The sequence below is a fragment of the Thermogemmatispora aurantia genome (assembly GCF_008974285.1).
In the GTDB taxonomy this organism is placed as follows: Bacteria; Chloroflexota; Ktedonobacteria; order Ktedonobacterales; family Ktedonobacteraceae; genus Thermogemmatispora; species Thermogemmatispora aurantia.
Genome location: NZ_BKZV01000004.1, coordinates 133,759 through 156,576 on the forward strand (window position 1 = coordinate 133,759; position 22,818 = coordinate 156,576).

The 22,818-nt window shown below is 63.2% G+C and carries 15 protein-coding genes and 1 riboswitch; of the genes, 9 read left to right on the top strand and 6 right to left on the bottom strand.

The features are described 5' to 3' along the window. The first annotated feature begins 171 nt into the window (after positions 1–171). The 3 genes from KTAU_RS13165 (at position 172) to KTAU_RS13175 (ending at position 4,548) form a co-directional block, all read left to right on the top strand. Positions 172–1,491 (top strand): phosphorylase family protein, encoded by a 1,320-nt coding sequence (locus KTAU_RS13165; RefSeq protein WP_151728829.1) that lies wholly within the window; start codon positions 172–174, stop codon positions 1,489–1,491. 305 nt (positions 1,492–1,796) lie between these two features. Next, positions 1,797–3,128 (top strand): TRM11 family methyltransferase, encoded by a 1,332-nt coding sequence (locus tag KTAU_RS13170; RefSeq protein ID WP_170293280.1) that lies wholly within the window; start codon positions 1,797–1,799, stop codon positions 3,126–3,128. A gap of 448 nt (positions 3,129–3,576) precedes the next feature. Beyond that, entirely contained in the window at positions 3,577–4,548 is a 972-nt protein-coding gene (locus KTAU_RS13175; protein WP_151728831.1) for a DMT family transporter, read from the top strand. A gap of 59 nt (positions 4,549–4,607) precedes the next feature. Here the strand turns inward: KTAU_RS13175 and KTAU_RS21965 are convergent, their stop codons facing one another. After that, the gene (locus tag KTAU_RS21965) at positions 4,608–5,594 is read right to left on the bottom strand and encodes a DUF3761 domain-containing protein (RefSeq protein WP_228026452.1); all 987 of its coding nucleotides are present in this window, start codon (positions 5,592–5,594) and stop codon (positions 4,608–4,610) included. 315 nt (positions 5,595–5,909) lie between these two features. Beyond that, positions 5,910–7,049, bottom strand: a complete 1,140-nt coding sequence (locus tag KTAU_RS21970) for a DUF3761 domain-containing protein (protein ID WP_228026453.1) — start codon at positions 7,047–7,049, stop codon at positions 5,910–5,912. 454 nt (positions 7,050–7,503) lie between these two features. Here KTAU_RS21970 and KTAU_RS13190 point away from each other — a divergent pair, with 454 nt between their 5' ends. Beyond that, complete coding sequence (locus KTAU_RS13190) at positions 7,504–10,890, top strand: glucodextranase DOMON-like domain-containing protein (RefSeq protein ID WP_228026454.1); 3,387 nt, start codon at positions 7,504–7,506, stop codon at positions 10,888–10,890. Between the two features lie 359 nt (positions 10,891–11,249). On the opposite strand, the gene KTAU_RS13195 is transcribed toward KTAU_RS13190, so the two are convergent. The 3 genes from KTAU_RS13195 to KTAU_RS13205 form a co-directional block, all read right to left on the bottom strand. Further along, positions 11,250–11,894, bottom strand: a complete 645-nt coding sequence (locus KTAU_RS13195; RefSeq protein WP_151728832.1) for a GerMN domain-containing protein — start codon at positions 11,892–11,894, stop codon at positions 11,250–11,252. Between the two features lie 268 nt (positions 11,895–12,162). Continuing rightward, positions 12,163–13,527 (bottom strand): D-arabinono-1,4-lactone oxidase, encoded by a 1,365-nt coding sequence (locus tag KTAU_RS13200; RefSeq protein WP_151728833.1) that lies wholly within the window; start codon positions 13,525–13,527, stop codon positions 12,163–12,165. Between the two features lie 196 nt (positions 13,528–13,723). Next, entirely contained in the window at positions 13,724–14,914 is a 1,191-nt protein-coding gene (locus tag KTAU_RS13205; protein WP_151729146.1) for an amino acid deaminase/aldolase, read from the bottom strand. A 382-nt stretch (positions 14,915–15,296) separates the two neighbouring features. Next, a riboswitch (FMN riboswitch) is annotated at positions 15,297–15,484 on the top strand. Between the two features lie 2 nt (positions 15,485–15,486). On the opposite strand from KTAU_RS13205, the gene KTAU_RS13210 reads away from it, so the two are divergent. The 5 genes from KTAU_RS13210 to KTAU_RS13230 are packed head-to-tail and all read left to right on the top strand — an operon-like array spanning position 15,487 to position 20,005. Further along, entirely contained in the window at positions 15,487–16,218 is a 732-nt protein-coding gene (locus tag KTAU_RS13210) for a sigma-70 family RNA polymerase sigma factor (RefSeq protein WP_151728834.1), read from the top strand. Further along, the gene (ribD, locus tag KTAU_RS13215; protein WP_151728835.1) at positions 16,211–17,428 is read left to right on the top strand and encodes a bifunctional diaminohydroxyphosphoribosylaminopyrimidine deaminase/5-amino-6-(5-phosphoribosylamino)uracil reductase RibD; all 1,218 of its coding nucleotides are present in this window, start codon (positions 16,211–16,213) and stop codon (positions 17,426–17,428) included. Before KTAU_RS13210 ends, ribD begins: the two co-directional genes overlap by 8 nt. Before the next feature lie 11 nt (positions 17,429–17,439). Then, positions 17,440–18,780 carry a GTP cyclohydrolase II gene (ribA, locus tag KTAU_RS13220; protein WP_151728836.1) on the top strand — a complete coding sequence of 447 codons (1,341 nt, stop codon included), beginning with the start codon at positions 17,440–17,442 and terminating at the stop codon, positions 18,778–18,780. After that, positions 18,758–19,285, top strand: coding sequence for a 6,7-dimethyl-8-ribityllumazine synthase (gene ribH, locus KTAU_RS13225; protein WP_151728837.1), 528 nt, complete (start codon positions 18,758–18,760; stop codon positions 19,283–19,285). The genes ribA and ribH overlap by 23 nt, the downstream gene beginning before the upstream one ends. A 6-nt stretch (positions 19,286–19,291) precedes the next feature. Continuing rightward, positions 19,292–20,005, top strand: a complete 714-nt coding sequence (locus tag KTAU_RS13230) for a riboflavin synthase (RefSeq protein WP_151728838.1) — start codon at positions 19,292–19,294, stop codon at positions 20,003–20,005. 111 nt (positions 20,006–20,116) lie between these two features. On the opposite strand, the gene KTAU_RS13235 is transcribed toward KTAU_RS13230, so the two are convergent. After that, a complete protein-coding gene (locus tag KTAU_RS13235) occupies positions 20,117–22,741 on the bottom strand; it encodes a beta-sandwich domain-containing protein (RefSeq protein ID WP_151728839.1) in 2,625 nt (874 codons plus the stop codon). Positions 22,742–22,818: the final 77 nt, after the last annotated feature.

The following is a 22,818-nucleotide window of genomic DNA, read 5'->3' on the forward strand; positions in this document are numbered from 1 at the left end:
ATGATCAAAATGTGAGCCAGTACGCTGCAAGAAGCGAGAGCCAGGGTGGCGGATCGGGCCTATGAAGACCCATGAGATCCAGCCCCTTTTGCTGCCTTCCTGCTTTATAGCTATGCTGTACGGTGTCTGTTTCTGGAAGATGGCCTTGCGAAGAAGAAAACGAGGTGATTCGTGGCTGTCAACCTCTTTTATCTCTGCGCCCGTAGCGATGACGATGAGCGTCTGCTTGATCAGCTGAAGAGCTTCCTCAGCCCGCTGCGCCAAGCCGGGCTGATCGACGACTGGGAGCCGCGGCAGCTTCGCGCCGGGCAGCTGGTGCGCGAGGAACTCCGTCGGCACCTGAGCGCCGCAGACATCATCTTGGTGCTCTTAAGCCCCGATCTGCTCAATGATCCGTTCTACCCGGAGCTACGGCAACTTGCCTGGGAGCGTCATCAGCGTGAGCCTGGGCGTGTGCGTCTCTTTCCTGTGAAGCTGCGGGAATGCCCTTACGAGCTAGAGCCGTTTGCCGATCTGGTCATTTTCCCTCCCAATGGGCGAGCGCTGCACGCCCTCCCGCCGGCGCAGCGCGAAAAGGAGCTGAAAAATCTGGCCTTACAAATTCGCATGCTGGCTGCCGGCGAAGGAGGGCAGGAGAGACCTGGGCCGGCGGCGGCGCCTATGGCTACCTCCTTTGGGCCTGTCTCCCAGGCGGGCGGGAGCCAGACGGCGGAGAGTCGCCGCAGCGGCTCGACGCTCTCCGCTCAGCGCTGCGATGTTCTGCTCGTGACGGCCACCGATGTCGAGGTGCAAGCTGTGCGCGAGATTGCCCAGCGTGAGTGGGGCGCGCGTTTCGAGCGCCAGTATGGCCGGATCGAGACCTACTACTTTTTAGGCGAGATCGGGGGAGCTGCCACCTGGCTGCTGCGCACGGAGATGGGAACCCTGGGCGCCGGCGGGGCGACGCTGGCGGTCAGTGAAGCCATTCGCTCTCTGAAGCCGGCAGCGGTGATCATGGTGGGGATCGCCTTCGGCCTGCGACCCGACGAGCAGCAACTTGGCGACATCCTGGTCTCGCGGCAGCTCATGAGCTACGAGCCGCAGCGCCTTGGCTCCGGCGCCCACGGTGAAATGGTTCTGGTGCCGCGTGGAGACCGCGCCACCGCCTCGCCGCGCCTGCTGAGCCGCTTCCGCGATGCAAAGCTAGACTGGAACGGACCTGAGCCGCATTTCGGCTTGCTGCTGAGTGGCGAGAAGCTCGTCGATCATCCTGACCTGCTCAAGCAGTTGCTGGCCCTCGAACCCGAGGCCATCGGGGGCGAGATGGAGGGCGCCGGCCTCTATGCGGCGGCCATGCGCGAGCGCTGCGAGTGGATCGTCGTCAAGGCCATTTGCGATTGGGGTGACGGTCATAAGCGGGAGAACAAGGCCGAGAACCAGCGCCGCGCTGCCGACAATGCGGTCCGCTTCGTGCTCTCTGTGCTTGGCAGTGGAGGTCTGAAGCCCTCCTAGCCTGGTCGGCGCTGATCTTGCTTGCTGGCCTGCTGGCGGCAGGTGGTCTGGTCCGGTGCCCGGTCACCGGGCCGGTCCCGCCGGAAGGAGGAAGGTGAGCCGGCTGGCCTGCTCAGGGTCGCCGCCTCGGCCCCGCGTGAGGCTGCCGCAGTACTGCTGGACCAGGGCGGGCCGGTGGTGAGATCTCTCTGTGGTAGACTAAGGGCGAGCTGCACACATGTTGGATCTGAGAGAGGAGCAATACTGACCAGGGATGGTGCTAGGATAGTTGGTTGCCATCATCCTGGAAGGCCGTCGCGAGAGCTGTGGCACAAGAACGCTATTTCTCTGAAACACTCTTTCCCGAGCTGGAGTCGCTGCCAGTAGAGGTGCGGCCTGAACGCAGCGGCACCTTTGCCGACAATCTGAGCCTGCCTGTGCATCGCTGGTTCCGTTATCCGGCTGGCTTCTCTGCCCTCTGGGTTCGTCAGCTTCTGCAGCGTGAGCGCAACCAGGGTCGAAGGCGCGTGCTAGATCCTTTCTGCGGCACAGGGACGGTGCTGCTCGAAGCCGAATATGCTGGTCTGGAAGCTGTGGGTCTGGAAGCCCATCCCTTCCTCGTACGGGTGGCGGAGGCGAAGCTGCACTGGCGAGAAGAGGTCTCCTTGCTGCGACGAGCTGCCTCCGATCTTGTTGCTCTGGCTCGGACGCTGCCGCCAATTGCCGAGGAGCCGTCTGAGCTGCTACTCAGATGTTATCGGCCTGAGACGCTCCAGCGGCTGAGACAGTTGCTACGGGCCTGGCAGGAGCAGGTGTCTGCCTGGCCGGCGGCACTCTCCGAGCTCCTCTGGCTGGCCCTGGCCGCTATTCTGCGTCCCTGTGCCTCGGTAGGAACGGCTCAGTGGCAATATGTCCTGCCTTCTAAGACAAAAGCCCAGGTTGCTGATCCTTTTGAGGCCTTTCTCTCCCGGGTCGAGCTGATGGCCGATGACATGTCCTGCTGGCAACGGCAGGCGCGAGATGGCAAAGGGCGCATCTTGCGAGGCGATGCACGCACCTGCGAGGGAGTGCCTGCCGGCTGGGCCGAGCTGGTGATTACCTCTCCGCCCTATGCCAACAACTATGACTATGCCGATGCCACCCGTCTGGAACTCTGCTTTTTTGGGGAGATCGAGCGCTGGCGTGATCTGCAGCTGGCCGTCCGTCGCTATCTGATTCGCTCCTGTACCCAGCACGTCAGTGACCTGGTGCAGGCGACCGATCAGTTGCTGGCTGATCCGCTGCTGACCCCGTTGCAGCCAGAGCTGCGGGCCACCTGCGCGCGCTTGGAAGAGGAGCGGCTCTTGCATGGCGGCAGAAAAGCCTACCATACCATGATCGCCGCCTATTTTCTGGATATGGCCCGCAGCTGGCAGGCGCTGCGCCGTGTTACCGCCGCAGGGGGGCTGGTCTGTCTGGTGATAGGGGACTCCGCCCCCTATGGGATTCATGTGCCCGTAGAGCAATGGCTCGGCAAGCTGGCCCTGGCCAGCGGCTTCCGCTCCTGGCGCTTTGAGCCGCTGCGCGCTCGCAATGTCAAATGGCAGAATCGTAAGCATCGTGTCCCCTTGCGTGAGGGGCTGCTCTGGATTGAGGGAGCATTGCTACTGGCTGGCTGAGAAGTCATCTCTTGCCCTGACCCCTGACAGCAAGGCGGCGCGCGATGGCCAGGAAGGGGAACGGCGTGCGCCCGTTCACCGAACCGGGATGGGGCCGTCACTGCTGAGAAACCAGAGCGGCAAAGCATTCCCTGGCCACCCGCCTCCGCCTCGTGAGAAGGATACGCAGAGATTATGCAAACGGATTACCTCATTTGCGCAGAGCAGCAAGCGTCTCAGTTGTCGATGCTCATCGCTATCCCTGCCCCTGCTTGCAACTAAACCTGCTGCAAAGTGTGAACAACAGGGCGCTCTTGCCCGGTCCTTCGCACTTCTCCTGCAACCTTTTTCCGGTGACTGTGCAACGCTGTGCAGCACGATTGGCCGGTCTCTGCGTCAGAGTCTGGCTGGTGAAAAGGGCCACTCGCCTGGGCTATACTAACCCCTGTTGGAAATGGAGGTTGCAACGATGCATTCGACCAAACAAGGCGATGCCCGCGCCGCACTATCGCTAGTCATCACTCTGCTACTATGGGCTTCTGCCTTCGCCGGCATTCGCGCAGGTCTGCAGAGCTACTCGCCCGGTGCCCTCATCCTGCTGCGTTTTCTCGTCGCCTCGCTGGCCCTGGCACTCTATGCCCTGCTCACGCGCATGCGCCTGCCCGCCTGGCGCGACCTGCCCGGTCTGCTTGTGCTCGGCCTGATAGGCATCACCGGTTACCATGCCGGCCTGACCTTCGGTGAGCTGACCGTCAACGCCGGCACAGCCAGCTTCCTGGTGGCCTCGGTCCCCTGCTTCACGGCCTTGCTGGCCCTGCTCGTACTGCGCGAACGCCTGACGCTCTGGGGCTGGCTGGGAATCACCATCAGCGTCGTAGGCGTCACCATTATCTCGCTGGGCGGCAAGGAGGGCCTCCATTTCACTCCCGGCGCTCTGCTGGTGCTGCTCGCCTCGCTCTGCGAAAGCGTCTACTTCATCGTTCAGAAACGCTACATGCAGCGCTACAGCAGCAGCGAGATGACGGCCTACACGATGTGGGCTGGAACGCTCTTTATGCTGCCCTTTGCACCGGCCTTGTTGCACGATTGGCCCCAGGCGACACCGGCGGCGACGCTGGCGGTAGTCTATCTGGGCCTCTTCCCGGCGGCCATCGCTTACGGTACCTGGGCCTTCACTCTGGCTCGCCTGTCAGCCTCGCTGGCCACGAGCTTTCTCAATATTTCCCCGCTCCTGGCCCTGGCGATCTCCTGGCTCTGGCTGCACGAAGCTCCCACACTGCTCGAACTGCTCGGAGGACTGATAGTCATTGTAGGGGTCTTGCTGGTGAATACGCGCGGCAAGTTTCCTACTCGCGGTGAGGAGCAGCGGCTTTCCTCCGCACCTGAGACGGCTACTACGGTGGAAACCAGCACAGCGGAGAGCTGCCACGTCGGCGACTGAGGCTGGCCCAGCCCCAGCCTGCCGACGCGACGCGACGGACGAGCCTACGGCCTGGCAGCCTAATGAGCGTAGAGCGGGCGCCAGACGCCACCGTGATAGGAGCAGGCGCCGCGGATGCCGCCCGATTTGCTGTACATGCCGTCGTTGCATTCAACGACATAGCCCCGGCCATTCCAGAAATTGCCGATGCAGGAGAAGTAAGCGCAGAAGCTGGCTGGGGGCGAGTAGATCAAGGCCCCCGGCTCGAAGTTGTAGCCCCAGGGATTGCAGTTAACGCCAGGGTAGGGAATAGGGGTAGGAGTGGGCGTCGGCCTCGGCCTGGGCGTCGGTCTCGGTGTAGGGCTGGGCGTCGGCGTCGGCGCCCGCGTTGGCATTGCCGTAGGGGTGGCTGCTTGGCGCGTTGCCTGGGGAAGCTGCGTGCCATAGACCACAGCGCTAACGGCTGGCTGATGGGCCAGTGTGGCACCCTTGACAGCGCTGGCCGCCGTGGGCGTCAGGCTGTCGAGCAGGGCCTGACGCTCGCTAAACGCCGCCGCGCTCGTGCAGAAAGAGCAGACAAGGACAAGCGAGATGCAGCCCAACGCTAACGCGCGCTGGCTGCGTTGGGAACGCTGGCGATAGCACTGCCACTCGTCCCGCAGGAACTGACCCAGGCTTTGCTGTTGACGCCGCAGCTGCGACCGCAAGGCCAGGACGAGGTAGATCGGCACAATGCTGGTGCTAAGATACCCCAGCACCAGGAGCACTTTTTGAAAACGGCTCAGCCGCTTCCAGTTGAGCCGCCCCTCCAGGCTAAACAGACGACGACCCTCGCTGATGATGAGCGTGAACAGCACTAGCAGCAGTAAAAGCGTGTCAATGGCCTCCAAAGGCCTCTGACCAGTGGCTGCGGCGGAAGCGCTAACGCCGCTGGTAATCGCACCATCGATGCAGGCGAGCAATAGAACAAAGAAATAGGCAAATAGTAAAGCAAGCAATAATAATACTCTGCGCCGGCCTCCAGGGCTACCAGGAACTACAGGGGTTGCTTCGGCTGATGGTTCCATGCTGCCTTTCTCCTCACTTTACAGCGAATATGCTCCCTTGCTTTCTCGGGGGAGTAATATTCTGTCATATAAATCTATTGAATTTCAATATATAGATCTTAACCTGTTCGAGAAAAACAGAAACTGGGCCTATACTGGCTTTACGGGCAGCCGCTGGCAAGGCTGCCCGGCTAGTGGTCTGCGGGCTGAGGCAGAGCTGGCACTCACTATCTGGAGGAACAGCGGCCTTGTCAGTAGAAAAAGCCGACGGCTAGCGTGGCATAGCCGCCGGCTTCGAGGGCTCGGGAGGAAATCGCTTCGTCTGTCCCTGAGCCTTTAATGGGCGTAGAGCGGGCGCCAGACGCCACCGTGATCGGAGCAGGCGCCGCGGATGCCGCCCGATTTGCTGTACATGCCGTCGCTACACTCGACGACGTAGCCTTTGCCCTCCCAGAAGCTGGAGATGCAGTCGAAGTAGCTGCAAAAATCGGTGGGAGGCGAGTAGATGAGACTGCCGTTGGTGGAATCGAAGTTGTAGCCCCAGGGATTGCAGTTGACGCCAGGGCAGGGGGTGGGCGTGGGCGCCTCGGTAGGCACGGGAGTAGGCGTCGGTGTGGGGGTGGGCGCCTCAGTGGGGGCAGGTGAAGGCCTGGGTGTCGGTGTGGGTGTCGGCGTGGGTGATGGTGTAGGGGTAGGTGATGGTGTAGGTGATGGTGTAGGCGCAGGGGTAGGTGATAGTGTAGGCGTGGGCGCACGAGTCGGAGCAACGGTTGCGCCCGGCTTGCGTGCTGTTGTTGGGGTCGGGGTTGCGCTGCTCGCGGTAACTGTGCTGCCAGCAGTCGGCGAAGCGGCCAGGGAAACAGGGCGGTTCTCCGCCGGGACCGTGGGCGAGGCCGGGGACATGCTTGCCTGAATGATGCTCTGGCCAAGCATACCCGCCAGGCAAGAGCAGAGAGCGCAGAGTAGCAGCAGGATGCTTCCTCCTACCCCGAAGGCCAGACGCTGGCTCGCTCTCTGGCCTCGCCAGATCTGCTGCAGTGCTCTCCCCAGAGTTCCGCCGCGCGCGTCAAGATAGTGGCGTGTGGCCTGACGCAGGTAGACCAGGGGCATGATCACGAGGAGCAAATAGAGCGCTCCCGTCAGGAACTTGCGCCAGCGACCTCGGGCTGTCCACGGCGGCCCTCCACCTGGATTCCAGAAGCGTCGGCCATCGGTGAGTAGTATCAGAATGTTCACCAGCAGGAAAAGGAGCAGGCTCAGGAGGCCACAGAAAACAATGCTGAGGCTGGCCTCGCGGCCCAGGCTAACGCCGACCAGGCTCGCTGCTAGAGCCAGAAAGGCGGCCAGCCCGTAAAGCAAGATGAGGAGCAGGAGCCACTCCCCTCGCTGCGAAAGCTGCTCCTGCCAGAGCACGTGCCCCGTCGCGCCAGATCCCTCCGGCGGATACGCTGCTCCTGCCGTCGGCCACGATTGCATGCTTGTTCTCCTCTCCGCGGAAGTGCTTGCACGACAATTCCTCTACCATTCGCTCTGCCTGGCACAACGGTGACAACCATATATATGTTCGATATATTGGCAATTGTCAATGAATAGAATATAAGTATTTTTATCTAGTTATTGTAGAGATGAAGAATATTTGTAGTAAGAAGTAATAAGCATGAAAAAACTGTCTTGAGAGCCAGAGGCGTCGGAGCATCCGCAGCCCAGCTGGTATGTTGCACTGCCAGAGATCGGCCTGCCTTCTAGGCAGCTTCATTTGTGTGCTGTGTGTAGCACAGAAATGGGCACGATTCTTGCAACTATGTCTTTCCAGCAGGAAACTGCCTCAGTGGGGAGCAGGGAAGGCAAGGGCAGAGGGAAGAACGGCCAGGAGGAGAGAGACGCACCTGGATGGTGCAGCTCCCGCCTCCGCTAGAAGGTGAAAGCTGCTATGATTGCCGAAGAGGTTCAACGCATGCAGCGTCTGATGTATGGAAGGCGCCAGAACGCCAGTTCCGGCTATGATGCCTGGCTGAGGCAGCCAGCACCGACGCGCCTGATCCTCGCGCTACTCTGCTGTGCGCTGTTGCTGGCCCTCCCTGGTGGCTCTGTCAGCGCCCAGGTCCGCCAGCCCTATCGTGTAGCCGCCGATGGACCGGGAGCGCTCTCCTATTTCGACCTGGCGCGCAAGGACTGCGTCGGCACGGCCCGCAATACCACCTCAAAGGTCTGGTTTACCCTGGCCGACGGCGTGCTCAGCGATGTCTATTTCCCCACTATCGATAACACCAATGTCAAGGCTCTGCAGTATATTGTGACCGATGGGCGCACCTTTACCGACCTGCAGGAGCGCGATACCACCTATAGTGTGCAGCTGCTCGATGGGGCGGTTCTCGATTGCCGCGTCATCACGACGGCTCGCAGCGGTCGCTATCGCATTGTCACTGATTATCTGACCGATCCCGAGCGCAACAGCGTCGTGATGCACCTGCGCTTTACGCCCCTGGCTGGCAGCTTGAGCGACTATCATCTCTACCTGTATTTCGATCCGACGATCAACGGTAACGGCGGCGGCGGCTCCGGTAACGGCGGAGCTGACAGTGCCCTAACCGATACCTCGACTGGCCAGCCGCTGCCAGTGGCCTTTGACACCAACACCCATAGTAACGCCGCCAATCGCAGCTATGCTGTGCCGGTCTATGCGGCCCTCGCTGCCTCGCGCCCCTTCTTGCAGGTGAGTAACGGTTTCCTCGGGGCGGCCAGCGATGGCCTGGTACAGCTTGAGCAGGCCCACGCCCTGACGCAGATCTACGACGAGGCCGACGATGGCAACGTGGTGCAGACGGCCCAGCTGGACCTGAGTCACGGCGCCGAGCTAACTGTCGCCTTGGGCTTTGGCACCACGCGCACAGAGGCCCTGCAGGCAGCGCGCGGCTCGCTGACAGTTCCCTTCGCGCGTTTGCGTGCCGACTATGTCGCCGGCTGGCTGCGCTATGACGCTGGGCTACGTCCGGCGCCGCGCCTGCCGGGTGTCGATGACGCCCAATGGCAGACGCTGCGACGTGAATACTATCTGAGCGCCAACGTTATCAAGGCTTCCGAGGACAAGACCTTTCCCGGGGCCATCGTTGCCAGCCTGGCTTCACCCTGGGGACAGGCTGTCTCCGCCGGCGATCCCAACAATCTCTTCTTCGGCTCCTATCGCGAGGTCTTCGCGCGCGACCTCTACGAAGCCTGGACCGGCCTGCTCCTGGATGGCGACCTGCAGACGGCCCGCGATGCAGTCACCTTCCTGTTCTACCATCAGCAGCGTCCCGACGGCTCCATGCCGCGCAATAGTCTGCTCAACGGTCAGCTTGCTCCCGATTCCTTTGGCACTCAGCTCGATGAGACCAGCTATCCGATCCTGATGGCCTATCAGCTCCACATGACCAGCGCCGATCTCTATCAACACCATATCAAGCCAGCGGCCTATTTTGTGATGAGCCACGGCCCGGCCTACGGGGTGGAGCGCTGGGAAGAGCAGAGCGGTTACTCGCCCTCGACGATCGCCGCTGAGATCGCCGGCCTGGTGGCGGCGGCCCAGATCGCCCGTGCCAATGGCGATGAGGCCAATGCGCGGCTCTGGCTGGGGGTGGCTGACGACTGGCAGCGCTCGCTGGAGCGCTGGACCGTGACCACCAATGGGCCACTAGCCAATCATCCCTACTATATCCGCCTGTCGAAAACGGGTGATCCAAACGCGGCCATCAGCTATAACCTGGGCAACGGTGGCCCGACCCTTGATCAGCGCAGCGTCATCGACGCCGGTTTCCTGGAGCTGGTGCGCCTGGGCCTGAAGCCGGCCAACGATCCAGTGATCGCCGAATCGCTGCCGGTCGTTGACGCCACCATCAAGAGTCAGACGAACAGCGGCCCAGGCTGGCATCGCTATAACGGCGACGGCTACGGCGACGCGGCCAGCAATGGGCATCCCTGGGCCCCTTCCGGCGTCGGCACAGGCCATGTCTGGCCAGTGCTCGACGAGGAGCGCGGCGAGTACGCCCTGGCCAATGGCGATGTGAGCACGGCGAGCGAGCTACTGGCCACCATGCAGCGCTTTGCCTCGGGGGTGGGCCTCATCCCTGAACAGGACTGGGAGCTGCCCGATCTGGCCCCCTCGCCCTACGGTACCGATCCGACCGTGGCCTCCATCGGTTTCCAGAATGGCCATCCTGCAGGCTCGGCCTCGCCGCTGACCTGGGCTGAAGGGGCCTTTGTGCGCCTCTTCCTCGACCTGGGCGCCCGCACGCTGCTGGAGCGGCCCGCCGCAACCTACGCTCGCTATGTGCTCCAGCACCCGGGCCAGACCGCGCTGAGCATCGCTGCCCCCGGCGACCTGACGGCAGTCGATGGCTCACCGGTAACGGTGCGCGGTAGCTCGGCCCCGGGCAATAGGATCTACGTAGCCGGCACCAATACCGATAACAACAGTCAGACAACGCTCGTGAGCACGGTCGCCGCGGCGGATGGTACCTTCAGCGTCCAGTTGCCCATCAGCGGCGGCACCACCGTCATCACCGTGGTCGCTGTCAGCCCGCAGGGGGCCACAGCCCACGCCACGCGCACTATTGTCTGGGACTACACCCCTGGCACTGTGCTGCTCGACGTCAGCGATCCCGCCGGAGATGACAATGGGCCTGGCAACTACGCCTATCCGACCGCTGCCGATTTCCACGCTGGCGCCTTTGACATCCTGGAATTTCGCGTTATCGACAGCGGCGACACGATTGTCTTCAAACTCAAGGTCGGTGATCTGACGCCGACCTTTGGCAGTCCGCTGGGGGCCCAGCTCATCGATGTCTACGTGCACGATCCGAACGCTGCTCCCGCTGACACCTCGACGGCACCGTCGTTCCCGCAGCGCAACTATACCATTGCCGCTACGGCGGCCTGGAGCCGGCTCATCGAGGTGCAAGGCTTTGGGCAGCGCTATATCGATGCCCACGGCACAACCCTGGGCAGCGTCAGCATCAGCGCAAACAGCATCTCACACTTTATCACCTTCAGCGTCCCGAAGGCCAGCCTTGGCCAGCCCGGACCCGGCTGGGGCTTCACGGTCACGTTGACCGGCCAGGATGGTTTTCAGCCAGATCAGGCGCGCGCCTTCACCAGCACGCCTGGCCCCTATACCTTTGGTGTCTGCGCCACAGCCAGCAGTGACCCGCACTGCACTGTTGATCCAGGTACGGTACCGAAGGTTATGGATACTTTGACGCCTCCCGGGGTGCAGCAGGCCGACGAGCTGGACTATACGCGCCATCAGCCGGTGGTCTTGCAAGATATCGTCATCCCTTAGCTGTGCTTCTTCCTTCGGGTCGTCCTTTTCTACGGGGGTCATAGAGGCGCTCCTCGGCTCGGAACCCCGGTTCGAGGGCTGGGGGGCGCCTGCTCCGCTCCCCCACTTGCCAGCAGGATCTCACCCTATCCTGTACAGGTACAGAGAGCGCGGAGCCGTCCCATCCACGCGAGATGAGACGGCTCCGCTGCGTTACGTAAGGAAGCAATCCCCCTGTGCAAGACAGGAAAGGAGCACAGCGTGGAGAGATGAGGCAATCTGCGATGGTGCCTGTGCGGCGCATCTCTCCTGCTGGCTGGGCTGGCGGACAGCTCCTGGCCGGTCAGGGCGAAGTGAGCCGCGCAGCCTGATCCCAGAGACTAACTCAGACAGCGATCAAGTCCACTGCTGTCACCAAAACAGTGGCCATCGCGCGTCAGAATGACGACCCTCCGAATGCTAGAGAACTGCGTCAGGGTTGCCGTGATCTCAGCCCGCACGCGCGCATCTGTGCCAATACCAGGCGAGTTGAGCTGGCGGCAGAAGCGCACAGTGGCCGTGCCAGGCTCGCTGCGGCTGCCGCGCTGGTTCAGGGTGAGCGTGAAATCGGGACCACCGACCGGCAGCGGGGCCGTGCAGTTCGAAGAGCCGCTGAGCAGCGTATTCAGCTCGCTAAAGAGACCGGCGCTGCGCTCGCTGGGGGTCGGTCCGGCGATCAGCATTTGCAAAGCAAAGGTGCCCACAGAAAGCGTCGGCGAAGTGCGCTGCACTGGATAGACAGCGGTTGGATCGCTGGTGACGGAAACAGGGTAGCGCGAGAAGAAGACCTTGATCGGGTAACCTCCTGGTTGAGAGGTGCTGACCGGCTGACCCTGCGCCATCGGGGCCGCATTGGCCTGGCTTTGGAAATGAGCAGCTCCACTGGTTGGTAGCAGCCAGGCCGCCAGCGCCAGGCTGAGGGCGCTGAGAGCAAGCAACAACAGACGTGGCGAGGCAGGACGTCTTTTTGCTATCTGTGCAATCACTTAGTATTTATCCTTAATTTTTCTTTGAGAAGATGCTTTAAAAGACAGTATACAGAGGGAAACAAGAAATGGGCGTGAGAGATTGCTCCTGCCTCGACCAGGCGAATGGAGCAGGCCACAACGGGTCTGGCGCTGTACGACCCTGGCCTGATAAGTGCTTGCTTCCTTCAGGAAGTATGCCTGTTGGTGCCAGGAGCCAGCAATGGAGCAGCTCACAGCCAGGCTGTGAACTGGATCACACTACTGGCTCCTCTCCTGTCCTGGCCGGCTAGAAGCCATCTAGGTCTGGCTGGCCGGCGGGTGTGGGAAGCGGCTCGTCGACGGCGAACAGCTCGCGCAGATAGGGGTTCAAAAAGATGCCCTGAGGGTCGAGCTGGGCGCGCAGGCGGCGAAAATCGTGCCAGCGGGGATAGAGGGCCGCCAGCTCCTCGGGGCGGCGCGTGTGGATCTTGCCCCAATGTGGACGCCCTTCGTAGCGTCGGAAAATGGCCTCCACGTGGCGGAAATAGGGCTTATATTCCATCCCCTTGTACATGTGCACGGCCACATAAGCCGAGTCACGCCCATAAGCCGGGCTGAGCCAGATATCGTCTCCCTTCACAAAGCGGCACTCGACTGGAAAATGCACCTTAAAGCGCTGCTCCTCGATGCAGGCACGAATCTCCTCAAGAACGGGTCGCAGCTGGTCCGCAGGAAGGCTGTACTCCATCTCGACGAAGCGCACCAGGCGTGGCGTGGCGAAAATGCGATGGGGATAGTCAATTTCGTCGACGCTAGCCACGCCCAGGGCTGAAATGCGGCTGACCGTCGCCGACAGGGTTGGTACCAGGCGATTAGCCTCCGATAGCAGCCAGAAGACGCCGTTCTCCAGCACGAGCTGGTTCAGGTTGCTCCACAGCCGGCCCCAGCGACTGCTCTGGCGGACAGCTTCCTCCGTGGTGTTGATCCACTTCGCTTGTACCCAGGGCGTGTACGGGAACCAGAAAAATTCGAAGTGCTCGTTTTCCTGGCGGTAGCGCTCCAGATTGTTCAGGCAATCCTCCAGCGAGGTGCGGCGCCCGATGTAATGTAGGGGACGGGCTGGCACAACGCGCAGGGTTACCTTGGCGATGACGCCCAGGGCGCCGAGCGAGACCTGGGCGGCCTTGAAGAGGTCGCGGTTCTCCTCTTCGGAGCACTCGATGAGATCGCCGCTGGCGGTGACCAGGGTCAGGGCTACAACCTGGGTGGAGAGCGAGCCAAAGCGGAGGCCCGTGCCGTGGGTGCCGGTGCTGATGGCCCCAGCGATGCTCTGTACATCGATGTCGCCCAGGTTCTCCTGGGCCAGGCCGTGAGCGAGCAGCAGCTCACCCAGGCGCCCAAGGCGTGTACCGGCCAGCACGACTGCCGTACCACGCTCGCGGTCAACTTTCTCCAGGCCCTGCAGGTGATCCAGGGAGAGCAGCACGTCGTCGCTCTCGACGAGGGGGGTGAACGAATGACCGGCACCGGCGACACGCAGGCGGCGCCCGGCGCGCGCACACTCGGCGACGGTTCTGGCTAGCTCTTCCAGGCTCGCTGGCTGGATGATCTCCGGTCGACAGGCAACAGTACCTGACCAGTTCTGCCAGCTCTCTTTCTCTCCGGCAATCATAGCCTGCTCCTTCCTTCTTGTTTCTCTGCTCTCTCGCTTTCTGGCCGTCTTCCCGGCTGCTCTTCTCCTGATCACTACCTGAGCGTGGAGATTTCCTATAGTTTAGAAAGGCCGGGGCTGGCAAAGGCAAGGGCCGGGGGCGGCCTCACAGGCCAGTGGCTGCCGGCCTTCGTGGGCGATGCCTGCTAGCTGATGCTCAGAGAAAGCACTGGCCATCGCCGCGGTAGGTGGTGACCTCGTCAACGATGGCGCCCTTGCTCACCAGCAGCAGGTGAGTGAAGCGTTCGCATAGCTCGCCGGCCTTAGCGTGACGCAGAAAGATTGGATCGCCCAGGGAGAGCATCACGGGGCCGCTGTAGCGGATGGGAGTCTGGACCTCGCCGGCGCCCTCGGTAGCGATGAGCTGCGCACCCTGGGGCAGATAAGGCTGCGGCAGCTTGTCGGAACCCGCGGCGCCGGAGGCGACGTAGCCCCCGCCGAGGCAGGTATAGATCTGCGGATGCGGGCGGCGCACGATCTCAATGGCGAAGCCTGCCGCTGGCTGATAGCGGAAGTCGCGGTAGTGATCGAAGAGGGCCGGGCCATAGAAGGCCGAGCCGACGGTGATCTCGCTGACGCTGGCTTCCAGGCGCGTTGTATGCACGCTGCCGGTGCCACCGCCGTTGACGAAGCGCACCTGGGGGGCGTACTCCTTGATCAGGGCCACCAGCGCGGCGCGGCGAGCGGCGATCTCGCCCAACGAGCGGCGCTTGAGCCAGGTCACCAGAGCGTTCTTGAGGGCCTGGCCCGGATAGCGATCGCCAACCCCAGCGATCTGGGCCTCGTAGCCCATGATGCCATCGAGCCAGACATGGGGTGAGGACATGATCCGCTCGATGACCGGGCGCACCTGTTCCGCCGTGCGCAGCGGCGAGCGCCAGACGCCGAAATGCAGCCCGGGGAAGTCGACGGCCATGTCAATATCGAGACAGAGCGGCAGGCGCACGCCGTAGCGGCGGGCCACGCCCTCGATCTGTTCCACGTGAGCCAGGCTGTCGACCATCAAGGTGATGTGGGCCCCTTCCGCGCTAGCGCGTGCCACCGCTGCGATATCCTCCTCGTGCCAGGTCGGGTAGCCGATCAGCAGGTCGTCCAGGCCCTGGCTGGCCAGATAGACGGCCTCGCGAGCTGTGAAGGCCATAATACCCTGAAAGGTCGGCTCGGCGGCCAGAAGGCGCTTGATAATGGCGACACTGCGCAGCGACTTGGAGGCAATGCGCACCCGCGTGCCGCCGGCGCGCTCGCGTGTCAGACGAATGTTCTCCTCCAGCAGGTCCAGGTCCACGTAAGCCAAAGGCAGGGGACGTCCGCGGAAGATCTCGCGGTAATACTGGTAGTCGCGGAGCATGGTTTGCGCCCTCTCCTGGCCGCGCTCAGGCGCGCTGGCCGGGGAGGCAGCGCCATTGCTGGGTAGGACGGGAGATCGCTCCGCGCCGGCGGCTGGCAGGTATGACGGCTGGATCTGAGGAGTCTGTGGAGACTGAGGCTCTGTCATAGGCGGTTCCTCCTTGTGCCGGCGAGGCGAGACGAGGCGAGCCGCGAGAAGGCGATAGAATAGGCTGCGCTCTCCTCTTCTGAAGCCCTGTTCAATCGTAGCATTGTCGCCTCTGAGAAATCAAGCGTATGGCTGCTGGCTGGCAGCCGCACTGAGCGGAAGAAAGGCGGCAAAGCTGTCACAGAACAGAGGTCTGACTCGTCTCCTCTAATAGGACGAAGAAAAAAATAGAGAACGCTGTCTTCGGGGCAGGGTGAGGGATGTGGGCCAGCGCTCAGGAGCTGACTGAGCCGATGGCCTCTCCCAATTCCCGATCGGCGGTATAGCCCGTACGCCCCCACGCTCGCTGTCGCATGGCAGCGCGAGGGCATGACCTGGGGAAGTTCCAGGGCCGACGGTATAGTCCGATAGGAGAAGACTGACGATTGGAAGAGTTCGATCGTTATTATCCTCTACTCTTCGCTACTGCGCGTAGCCTGCTGGGCAGCTGCGATGAGATCGAGGATGTTGTCCAGGAAAGCTATATCCGCTATGCTACGGCAGCGGCGCAGCAGATAGGTTCGCTACGCGCCTATCTCCTGACCATTGTGACGCGCCTCTGCCTGGATCGCCTCAAATCAGCCCGCGTGCAGCGCGAGCAGCCCCTTGGCCTCTGGCCGCCGGCTCCGGGGGGAGGGCCGACGGTGGCACCAGAGCCAGAGCCGGAAGAGCTGGTTGTCGAGAGCCTTGAACAGCGGGAGGCCCTGGCGCATGCGCTCTGGCTGCTTCAGGAGCGGCTCAGCCCCGCCGAGCGGGCTGTCTTTCTTCTCCACGAAGCCTTTGCCTGTCCCTACGAAGAGATCGCTCGCCTGCTCAACAGGAGCGCCAGCGCCTGTCGCCAGCTCCTGCATCGAGCCCGCACCCGGCTGCGTGTCGCCCAGGCCCGTGCGCGCTTTAGCGTAAAGCCCGAAGAGCATCGTGCTCTCCTAAATAGCTTCCTACTGGCGGCCCGGGGTGGCCCAGTGCAGCCCCTGGTGGAGACGCTGCTGCCCGCTGCAGAGGTCCCTGGGACCGATGTGAAGGCTGCGCTGATACAAGAGGCGGCGCCGGTTCCCGCTGCCAGCGAGGAGGAGCCGCTGGCGCTGCCTGCTCTGGAGGAGTGCCATGTCCATGCCTGAAGAGTCAACTATCGTGCTGAGTGAACAGGAGCGGGAGATGATGCAGCGGGCGCTGGCGCTGGCGCGGTCTGTTGAGGGACGCACCAGTCCGCGCCCACCAGTGGGGGCTGTGCTCGTGCGTGACGGGCAGATGGTAGGTCAGGGGGCGACGGCCCCGCCCTATGGGCCACATGCCGAGGTGGAGGCGCTGCGCGAAGCCGGTCCCCATGCTCAGGGGGCCGATCTCTATGTGACGCTGGAACCGTGTTGCATTGCCCTGCACACGCCGCCCTGTACCGAGGCCCTCATTGCTGCGGGAGTCCGGCGCGTCGTCGTGGCCGCTCGCGATCCCAACCCGCGGGTCGATGGGCGCGGACTGCAGCGGCTGCGGCAGGCTGGGATAGAGGTTGCGCTCTTGGACGAAGATGATCCCCTGGCCCGTCAGGCACGCGAGCTGCTACGTCCCTTTACCACCCTTGTGCGTGGCAACCGGCCCTATGTCACCGCCAAGTGGGCGATGACCCTGGATGGCAAGATCGCCGCGCACACGGGAGACGCCTTCTGGATCAGCGGACCGCCGGCTCGGGCCTGGGCTCACGAGTTGCGCGATCGCGTCGATGGTATTCTGGTCGGGGCTGGCACGGCGCGCCGCGACGATCCCTGGCTTACCGTACGCCTGGCCGCCAGCAGCGAGCGCAGACCACGTCTCCAGCCGCCGCGACGGCTGGTCATAACCAGCAGTGGCCAGCTCCCGCCACAGCTACGACTGCTCAACACGCCCGAGGCTGGCGAGACCTGGCTGCTGATCGGCGAGCAGGTTCCCGCCGAGCGACGCGCAGCCCTGGCCCGTCCAGGGGTGCGTCTCATCGAGATGCCTTGCGAGCCGACGGGGCGCGTTGATCTCCGGCAGGCCCTGCAGCGCCTGGCTGCCGAGGGCCTGATGCATATCCTCCTTGAAGGCGGGGCTGCCCTCACGGGCAGCGCCTTCGACTGTTGCTGCATTGACCATGTCGCCGTCATCGTCGCGCCCCGGCTGATCGGGGGAGCCAGCGCTCCGGTTCCGCTCGCCGGCCAGGGCCTGCCCCGCTTGAGCCTGGCGGCTACCTTGGACGATCAGCGCACGCAGACTCTTGGCGACGACCTGCTGATCGAAGGCGAGGTCTGCTATCACCCTTCTTCATCCGTCGCTGGCGAAGCGGCGGAGGGAGCGAAGAACCTGACCAGAAAGTGAGAAAGCAGGTGATGTCAATCAACCAGCTGTTAGAGACAGACGACCTATGGCTCTCAGTGCCTGCCGCCGTACGCCGACTGCAGGCCGGCCAGATGGTCTTGCTCTGCGACGATGAGACGCGCGAGCACGAGGCCGACCTCTGCCTGGCGGCCCAGTTCGCTACTCCTGAACGCATCAACTTTATGCTGCAGCAGGCGCGCGGCCTGCTCTGTGTGGCCCTGGCCGGTGAGCGTCTTGATGCCCTGGCCATTCCCCTGGCCGAGCACGCTAACGCTCCCCTGCAGGACACCGCCTTTACGGCCTCCGTCGACGCCCGTCGTGGCACTACTACTGGGGTCTCCGCACGCGACCGCGCCCTAACCGCTCGTCTGCTTGTCGACCCAACCGCACAGCCGGAAGACTTCGCGCGCCCGGGCCACCTCTTTCCGCTGCGGGCCCATCCTGCCGGTACCCTGGGCCGCCGCGGCCACACCGAGGGAGCGGTCGACCTGATGCGTCTGGCTGGCCTTGAGCCAGGGGCAGTCATCTGCGAAGTGCTCGATGAAGAAGGCGAGCCGGCGCGTGGTGTCACTCTGCTGCGCTTTGCTCAGCGTCACGGCCTGGGCCTCATTACTGTGGACGCCATTGCCCGCTTCCGCCGCCAACAACGTGTCATCCTGGTCAACGAGACGCGCCTGCCGCTACCTGAAGGCGACTTCCGCCTTCGCCACTATCGCGACACACGCCAGGGGCGTGACTACCTGGCTCTCATTTTGGGGGAGCTTGATCGGGGCGACCTGCCGCCGCTGGTGCGTCTCCATTCGGCCTGCACCACCGGCGAGGTCTTTGGCTCACAGCGCTGCGACTGCCAGGCCCAGCTCAGGCAGGCCCTGGCTCTCATTGGCCGCGAAGGGCGTGGCCTGCTGCTCTATCTTCCCCAAGAAGGGCGCGGCATCGGCCTGGCTGGTAAACTGCAGGCCTATCGCCTCCAGGACAACGGCTACGATACGGTCGAGGCCAACGAGCATCTTGGCTACCCCGCCGATGCGCGCTCCTACGACGAGGCCGTCGCCATTCTGGCAGAGCTGGGCCTGCGTCGCCTGCGCCTGCTCACTAACAATCCGGCCAAGCTCCAGGCTCTGCAAAACGCCGACCTCCAGGTCGAGCGTGTAGCGCTGGAGGTCGCTGCCAGTCCAGAGAACCGTGCCTATCTCGACACTCGTCGTCGGCGCCTGGGCCATCTTCTCACAGCCTCGACGGAACCAGGCCCAGGCGCGATTGAAGAAGCCATCAGGGCCGTCAGCCAGGCGGCAAGCCACAATGGAAGGCGAACAGAGGAGGAGGAGCATCATGTCAGAAGCTATCAGCGCTGAAGAGCGGCCTGACGGCAGAGGGCTGCGTATCGCCCTGGCCGTAGCCCGTTACCATCCGCAGATCACTGGGGCCATGCAAGAGACGGCGCGGCGCAGCCTGATCGCCCACGGCGTGGCCGAGGAAGACATCGACATCTGGCAGGCTCCCGGCTCCTTTGAGCTTCCTCTCCTGGCCCAGGCCCTGGCCGCCAGCCAGCGCTACGACGCCATCATCTGCCTGGGCTGCGTCATGAAAGGCGAGACGCGTCACGACGTTCTTGTCGGCGACGCTGCTGCCCAGGGTATCCAGCGCGTCGCCCTCGACAGCGGCCTGCCAGTGATCTTCGGGGTCATTTGTGCCGCCAATCGTCTCCAGGCCCTGGCGCGCATTCCTCGCGCCGCCGAGTGTGCCCTGGCAGCCATTGACCTGGCCTCTACACTGCGACGCGTCCGTCATCCAGACGCGATGCACGTCTGCCGGCCCGCTCAACAAGATATGGTGAGCACGGGCGAAAGGAGCGGCTAAGCCTTTATGTTTACCGGCATCGTCGAAGAGGTGGGTACCGTTCTGGCGACCGACGCCACCACCCTGGAGATTGCCATCCCAGCCGCCTGGCCCGACGTCAAAGAGGGCGATAGCATTGCCGTTGACGGGGCCTGCCTCACTGTCGTCGCACGAGGCGAGCATTGGCTGCGGGTGGAAGTTATGCCCGAGACCCTGCGCCGGACGCGCTTCGCCTCCCTCATTGCGGGTGAAAGGAGCGGGCAAGATGATGAGCGCGCCGTCAATCTAGAGCGTTCGCTCCCGGTAGGAGGGCGTTTCGGGGGGCATATCGTCCAGGGACACGTCGAAGCGGTCGCCACAGTCCTGAGCACGCGTGAAGAGGGCAACTCGCTTGTCTGTGAGATGACCCTGCCCGTTGCCCTGCGTCCCTATATTGTTCCCAAAGGCTTTGTGGCCCTCAACGGCGTTAGCCTCACCGTGGTCTCCTGTCAAGACGATCGCTTTTCCGTGGCTCTCATCCCCTATACGCGAACCCACACCAACCTTGGCCGACTACGTCCGGGCAGCCTCCTCAACCTGGAAAGCGACATTCTCGGGCGCTACCTGGTGCAGCTCGTGGGCCACTATGCTGTCCCGTCGCAGCTTCCGGGAGCGAAAGCTGCGAGCGACCCCCTGGATTGGGCCTTCCCAGAGAGGAACAGCATGGGCGAGGACGGGGGAGCAAAACGCCAGGAAGGGTAACGAGGTGAGCAGCCTCCTTGCTGGCTCCTCCCCGCTACCCTTCCAGCCGGGGTGAACGACGCTCGCTATGAGGTGGGTCTGCTAAGTGAACTGCCAGCCTCAGGGCAGGCACTATTGCAAAGCGACGGCGAAGATATGCATCCTGCCGCCGCTCACCGCTGCCGGCAAGGTCACACTTTTCACAGTCTTTCCCTGTGGCAGGGCAATGCTCACATAGAACAGGTAGCACTTCATCTGAACCGGACCGTTGGGACTATTAAAGTAGGGCATGCTCACGGCCTGGGGACTGCCCGGCAGGGGGCGTGAGCCGCCGCCGTCCAGTGTCCAATCGCTGAAGGCGATAGGCACCGCCTGAGTTGTCCCATCGGTAAAAGTGATCAAAAGCTGGCCGCGTGCCACGCCATGATCGGCGGCCCCGAGTAGACCGAGCAACTTCGCGCGTGGCTGGTGCTCCACTGGCAGCGTCTGACCCGCCGCCACATAGTTATCCGGCTCGCCTGAAAGCACATTGGGCCAGACGAAGACGAAGCCACCTGCAAAGACATGGTCACCGGGGTTGACGCCAGCCCGCTGAAGGGCCTGGGCCGAGTAGCTATTGCCTCCCTGATCAAAGTTGGCCGTCGTCGGACGCTCGTCGTTGCTGACCCCTACGTTATTGTATGCAGGGGTCGTGCGCGGACCGGACTGAGCCGGACCGGAAGCTGGCGAACCGCTGCGCGCACCCTCGCTGGGCGCCTGCTCAGGCTGGCCCACGCTGGGAGCCGGCGACGGGGGAGCAGCTGCAGTCGGCCCTGGTATCGCGGCGGCAGTCCCCGAGCCACTGGCTGGTAGCACGCTCAGCGAACGCGGACCTACTCTTAGATCGCTGGCCGGGCGCTGATCCGGTCCCGGCTCCGATTGCGGACCGGGCTGGTTTTGAGGACCGGGCTGTCTCTGCGGTCCAGGATGAGGCAGGCGCAGCGGCTGGACTGGATGCGGCTCCGGCTGCTGGGGGCTCCCCTGCGTCTGACCTGGGAACGGCGAGAGACGCACTGTCGGGAGCAGGCCATAGATTACCAATGCCTTCCCGCTCGGCACAAAGACCCGCCCGTCAGCCACCGTCGGCACACTGAATTTCACATATCCCGGGAGGGCGTCGCGCTCGGGACTCTGATCGCTGCTGTACAGTTCACGCGCCAGGTTGCTGGCATCATAGGCTCGCAGTACCCCGCGAGGATCTACCAGCCAGAGAATGCCCGTGCCGGCGCGGTTGCTACTGGAGGTCACCACCACGTTGGCGCCTGGGAAAGGCAGCTCCTCGGGCGTAGCCGAGACCGGCTGAGACGAGAGGCGGCCATTAATGAGGCGGTAGGCCACCACTGGACGGTTCACACTGGCGAAATAGACATACTCGCCATCGGGTCCGTTCCAGTAGGCGGGTGTACTGAAGAGGCCGCCGATCGTCGTCGGCGGAAACTCCTGCACGATCTGATCCACATCGTTACGTGCCTGGTGGTTGCAGGCGTCAGGAATGGTGTGGTAGCGGCCCAGATGATTGCGGGCCAGGACATAGATCCGTCCCTCTTTGCCCGAGGCGATCAGCTCTCCGACCGTCGGCAGCAACAAAGGAGCGGCGGAGCCGAGGTCGGCATCGGCATCGTCCAGACAACGCTCATTGAAGGGCGTGAAATAGTCGACCAGGCGCAGATCGGGCGAGAGCTTCCCCACCGAATCGCCGGCGTTACGACCGTTCAGATGGAGATTAAAGGAGCCATTGCCGCTCGTAAAATAGAGAAAGCCTTGCTCATCGGCGGTCAGGGCGCCGCCAGAACCCCAGATACCGGCTCGCGCGCCATCGGGCGTATCGTTAAAGACCGCCATCTGGCGGAAGGCGCTGCCGTTATACTGGTAGCTCATGATCCAGCCGTGGTACGGCATATTATCGCAGAACGAGCCCCAGGAGATATAGATCTGCCCATTGGCCAACACCAGAGCAGCGCGCTGGCGCTGGAAGCGGGGATCAAAGGTGAGCAGGCCGCGGCGACTGCCAGCGCCTGTGCCGCGCACACTGGCCTGGATCGTCACCGGACTGCCCTTGCGCTCCTGGCCGGTGGTGATATCCAGCGCATGGAGGCGATAGAGCAGGCGACCGCCCTCTTTAGTGAAAGCCACCACGTAGAGCGTACGAGTGGCGGCATCGATAACCGGCGTACCGGTGATGCCGATCTCGGGCACCAGGTCATTGCAGGCCACATCGTGGTTTGTCGGGACCTGCACACCGCGTCCCAGGAAACTTGTCCGCCAGAGCAAGGCCCGCTCCGGCCTGGTGGCATCGGCGTCGAAGGCATAGACGCTGTCGTGCTCGGTTGCCACGAAGACCACATTGCGCGCCCGACCCTGAATCGGCAGACTGGGCACATAGAGCGGCTGGGCGTAGACCTGGCCATCGACCGCCAGCGTCAGACGCTTCCCGAAGGTACTGACATTGACATTGCTTGTTGTCAGCAGCACCTCCGCGGGGTTGTGACCGCTGTGCCGGTTATTGTACTTGAAGGTCAGCACGGCGGTACCGCTCGCGGGGGCAGCGTAGGCGGCAGGTTGTAACCTGCGGCCCGCGGCCTGCTGGCCGGAAGAGGGCTTCCAGGCCAGCGCTCTGCCGGTTCCGCCAGGTAGCCAGGAGGAAAAGAGCAGGCCCCCGAGTAGCAGCAGGGGCAGTGCTGCCGCTACTCGGGGCAACAAGCGAGAGAGGTTGATCATCACGTCTCCTTCACCACTGCAGTGATAAGCAAGCAGGGGCATGGCGTCTACTGCCCGTCGGCGATCAGGAACGGAGT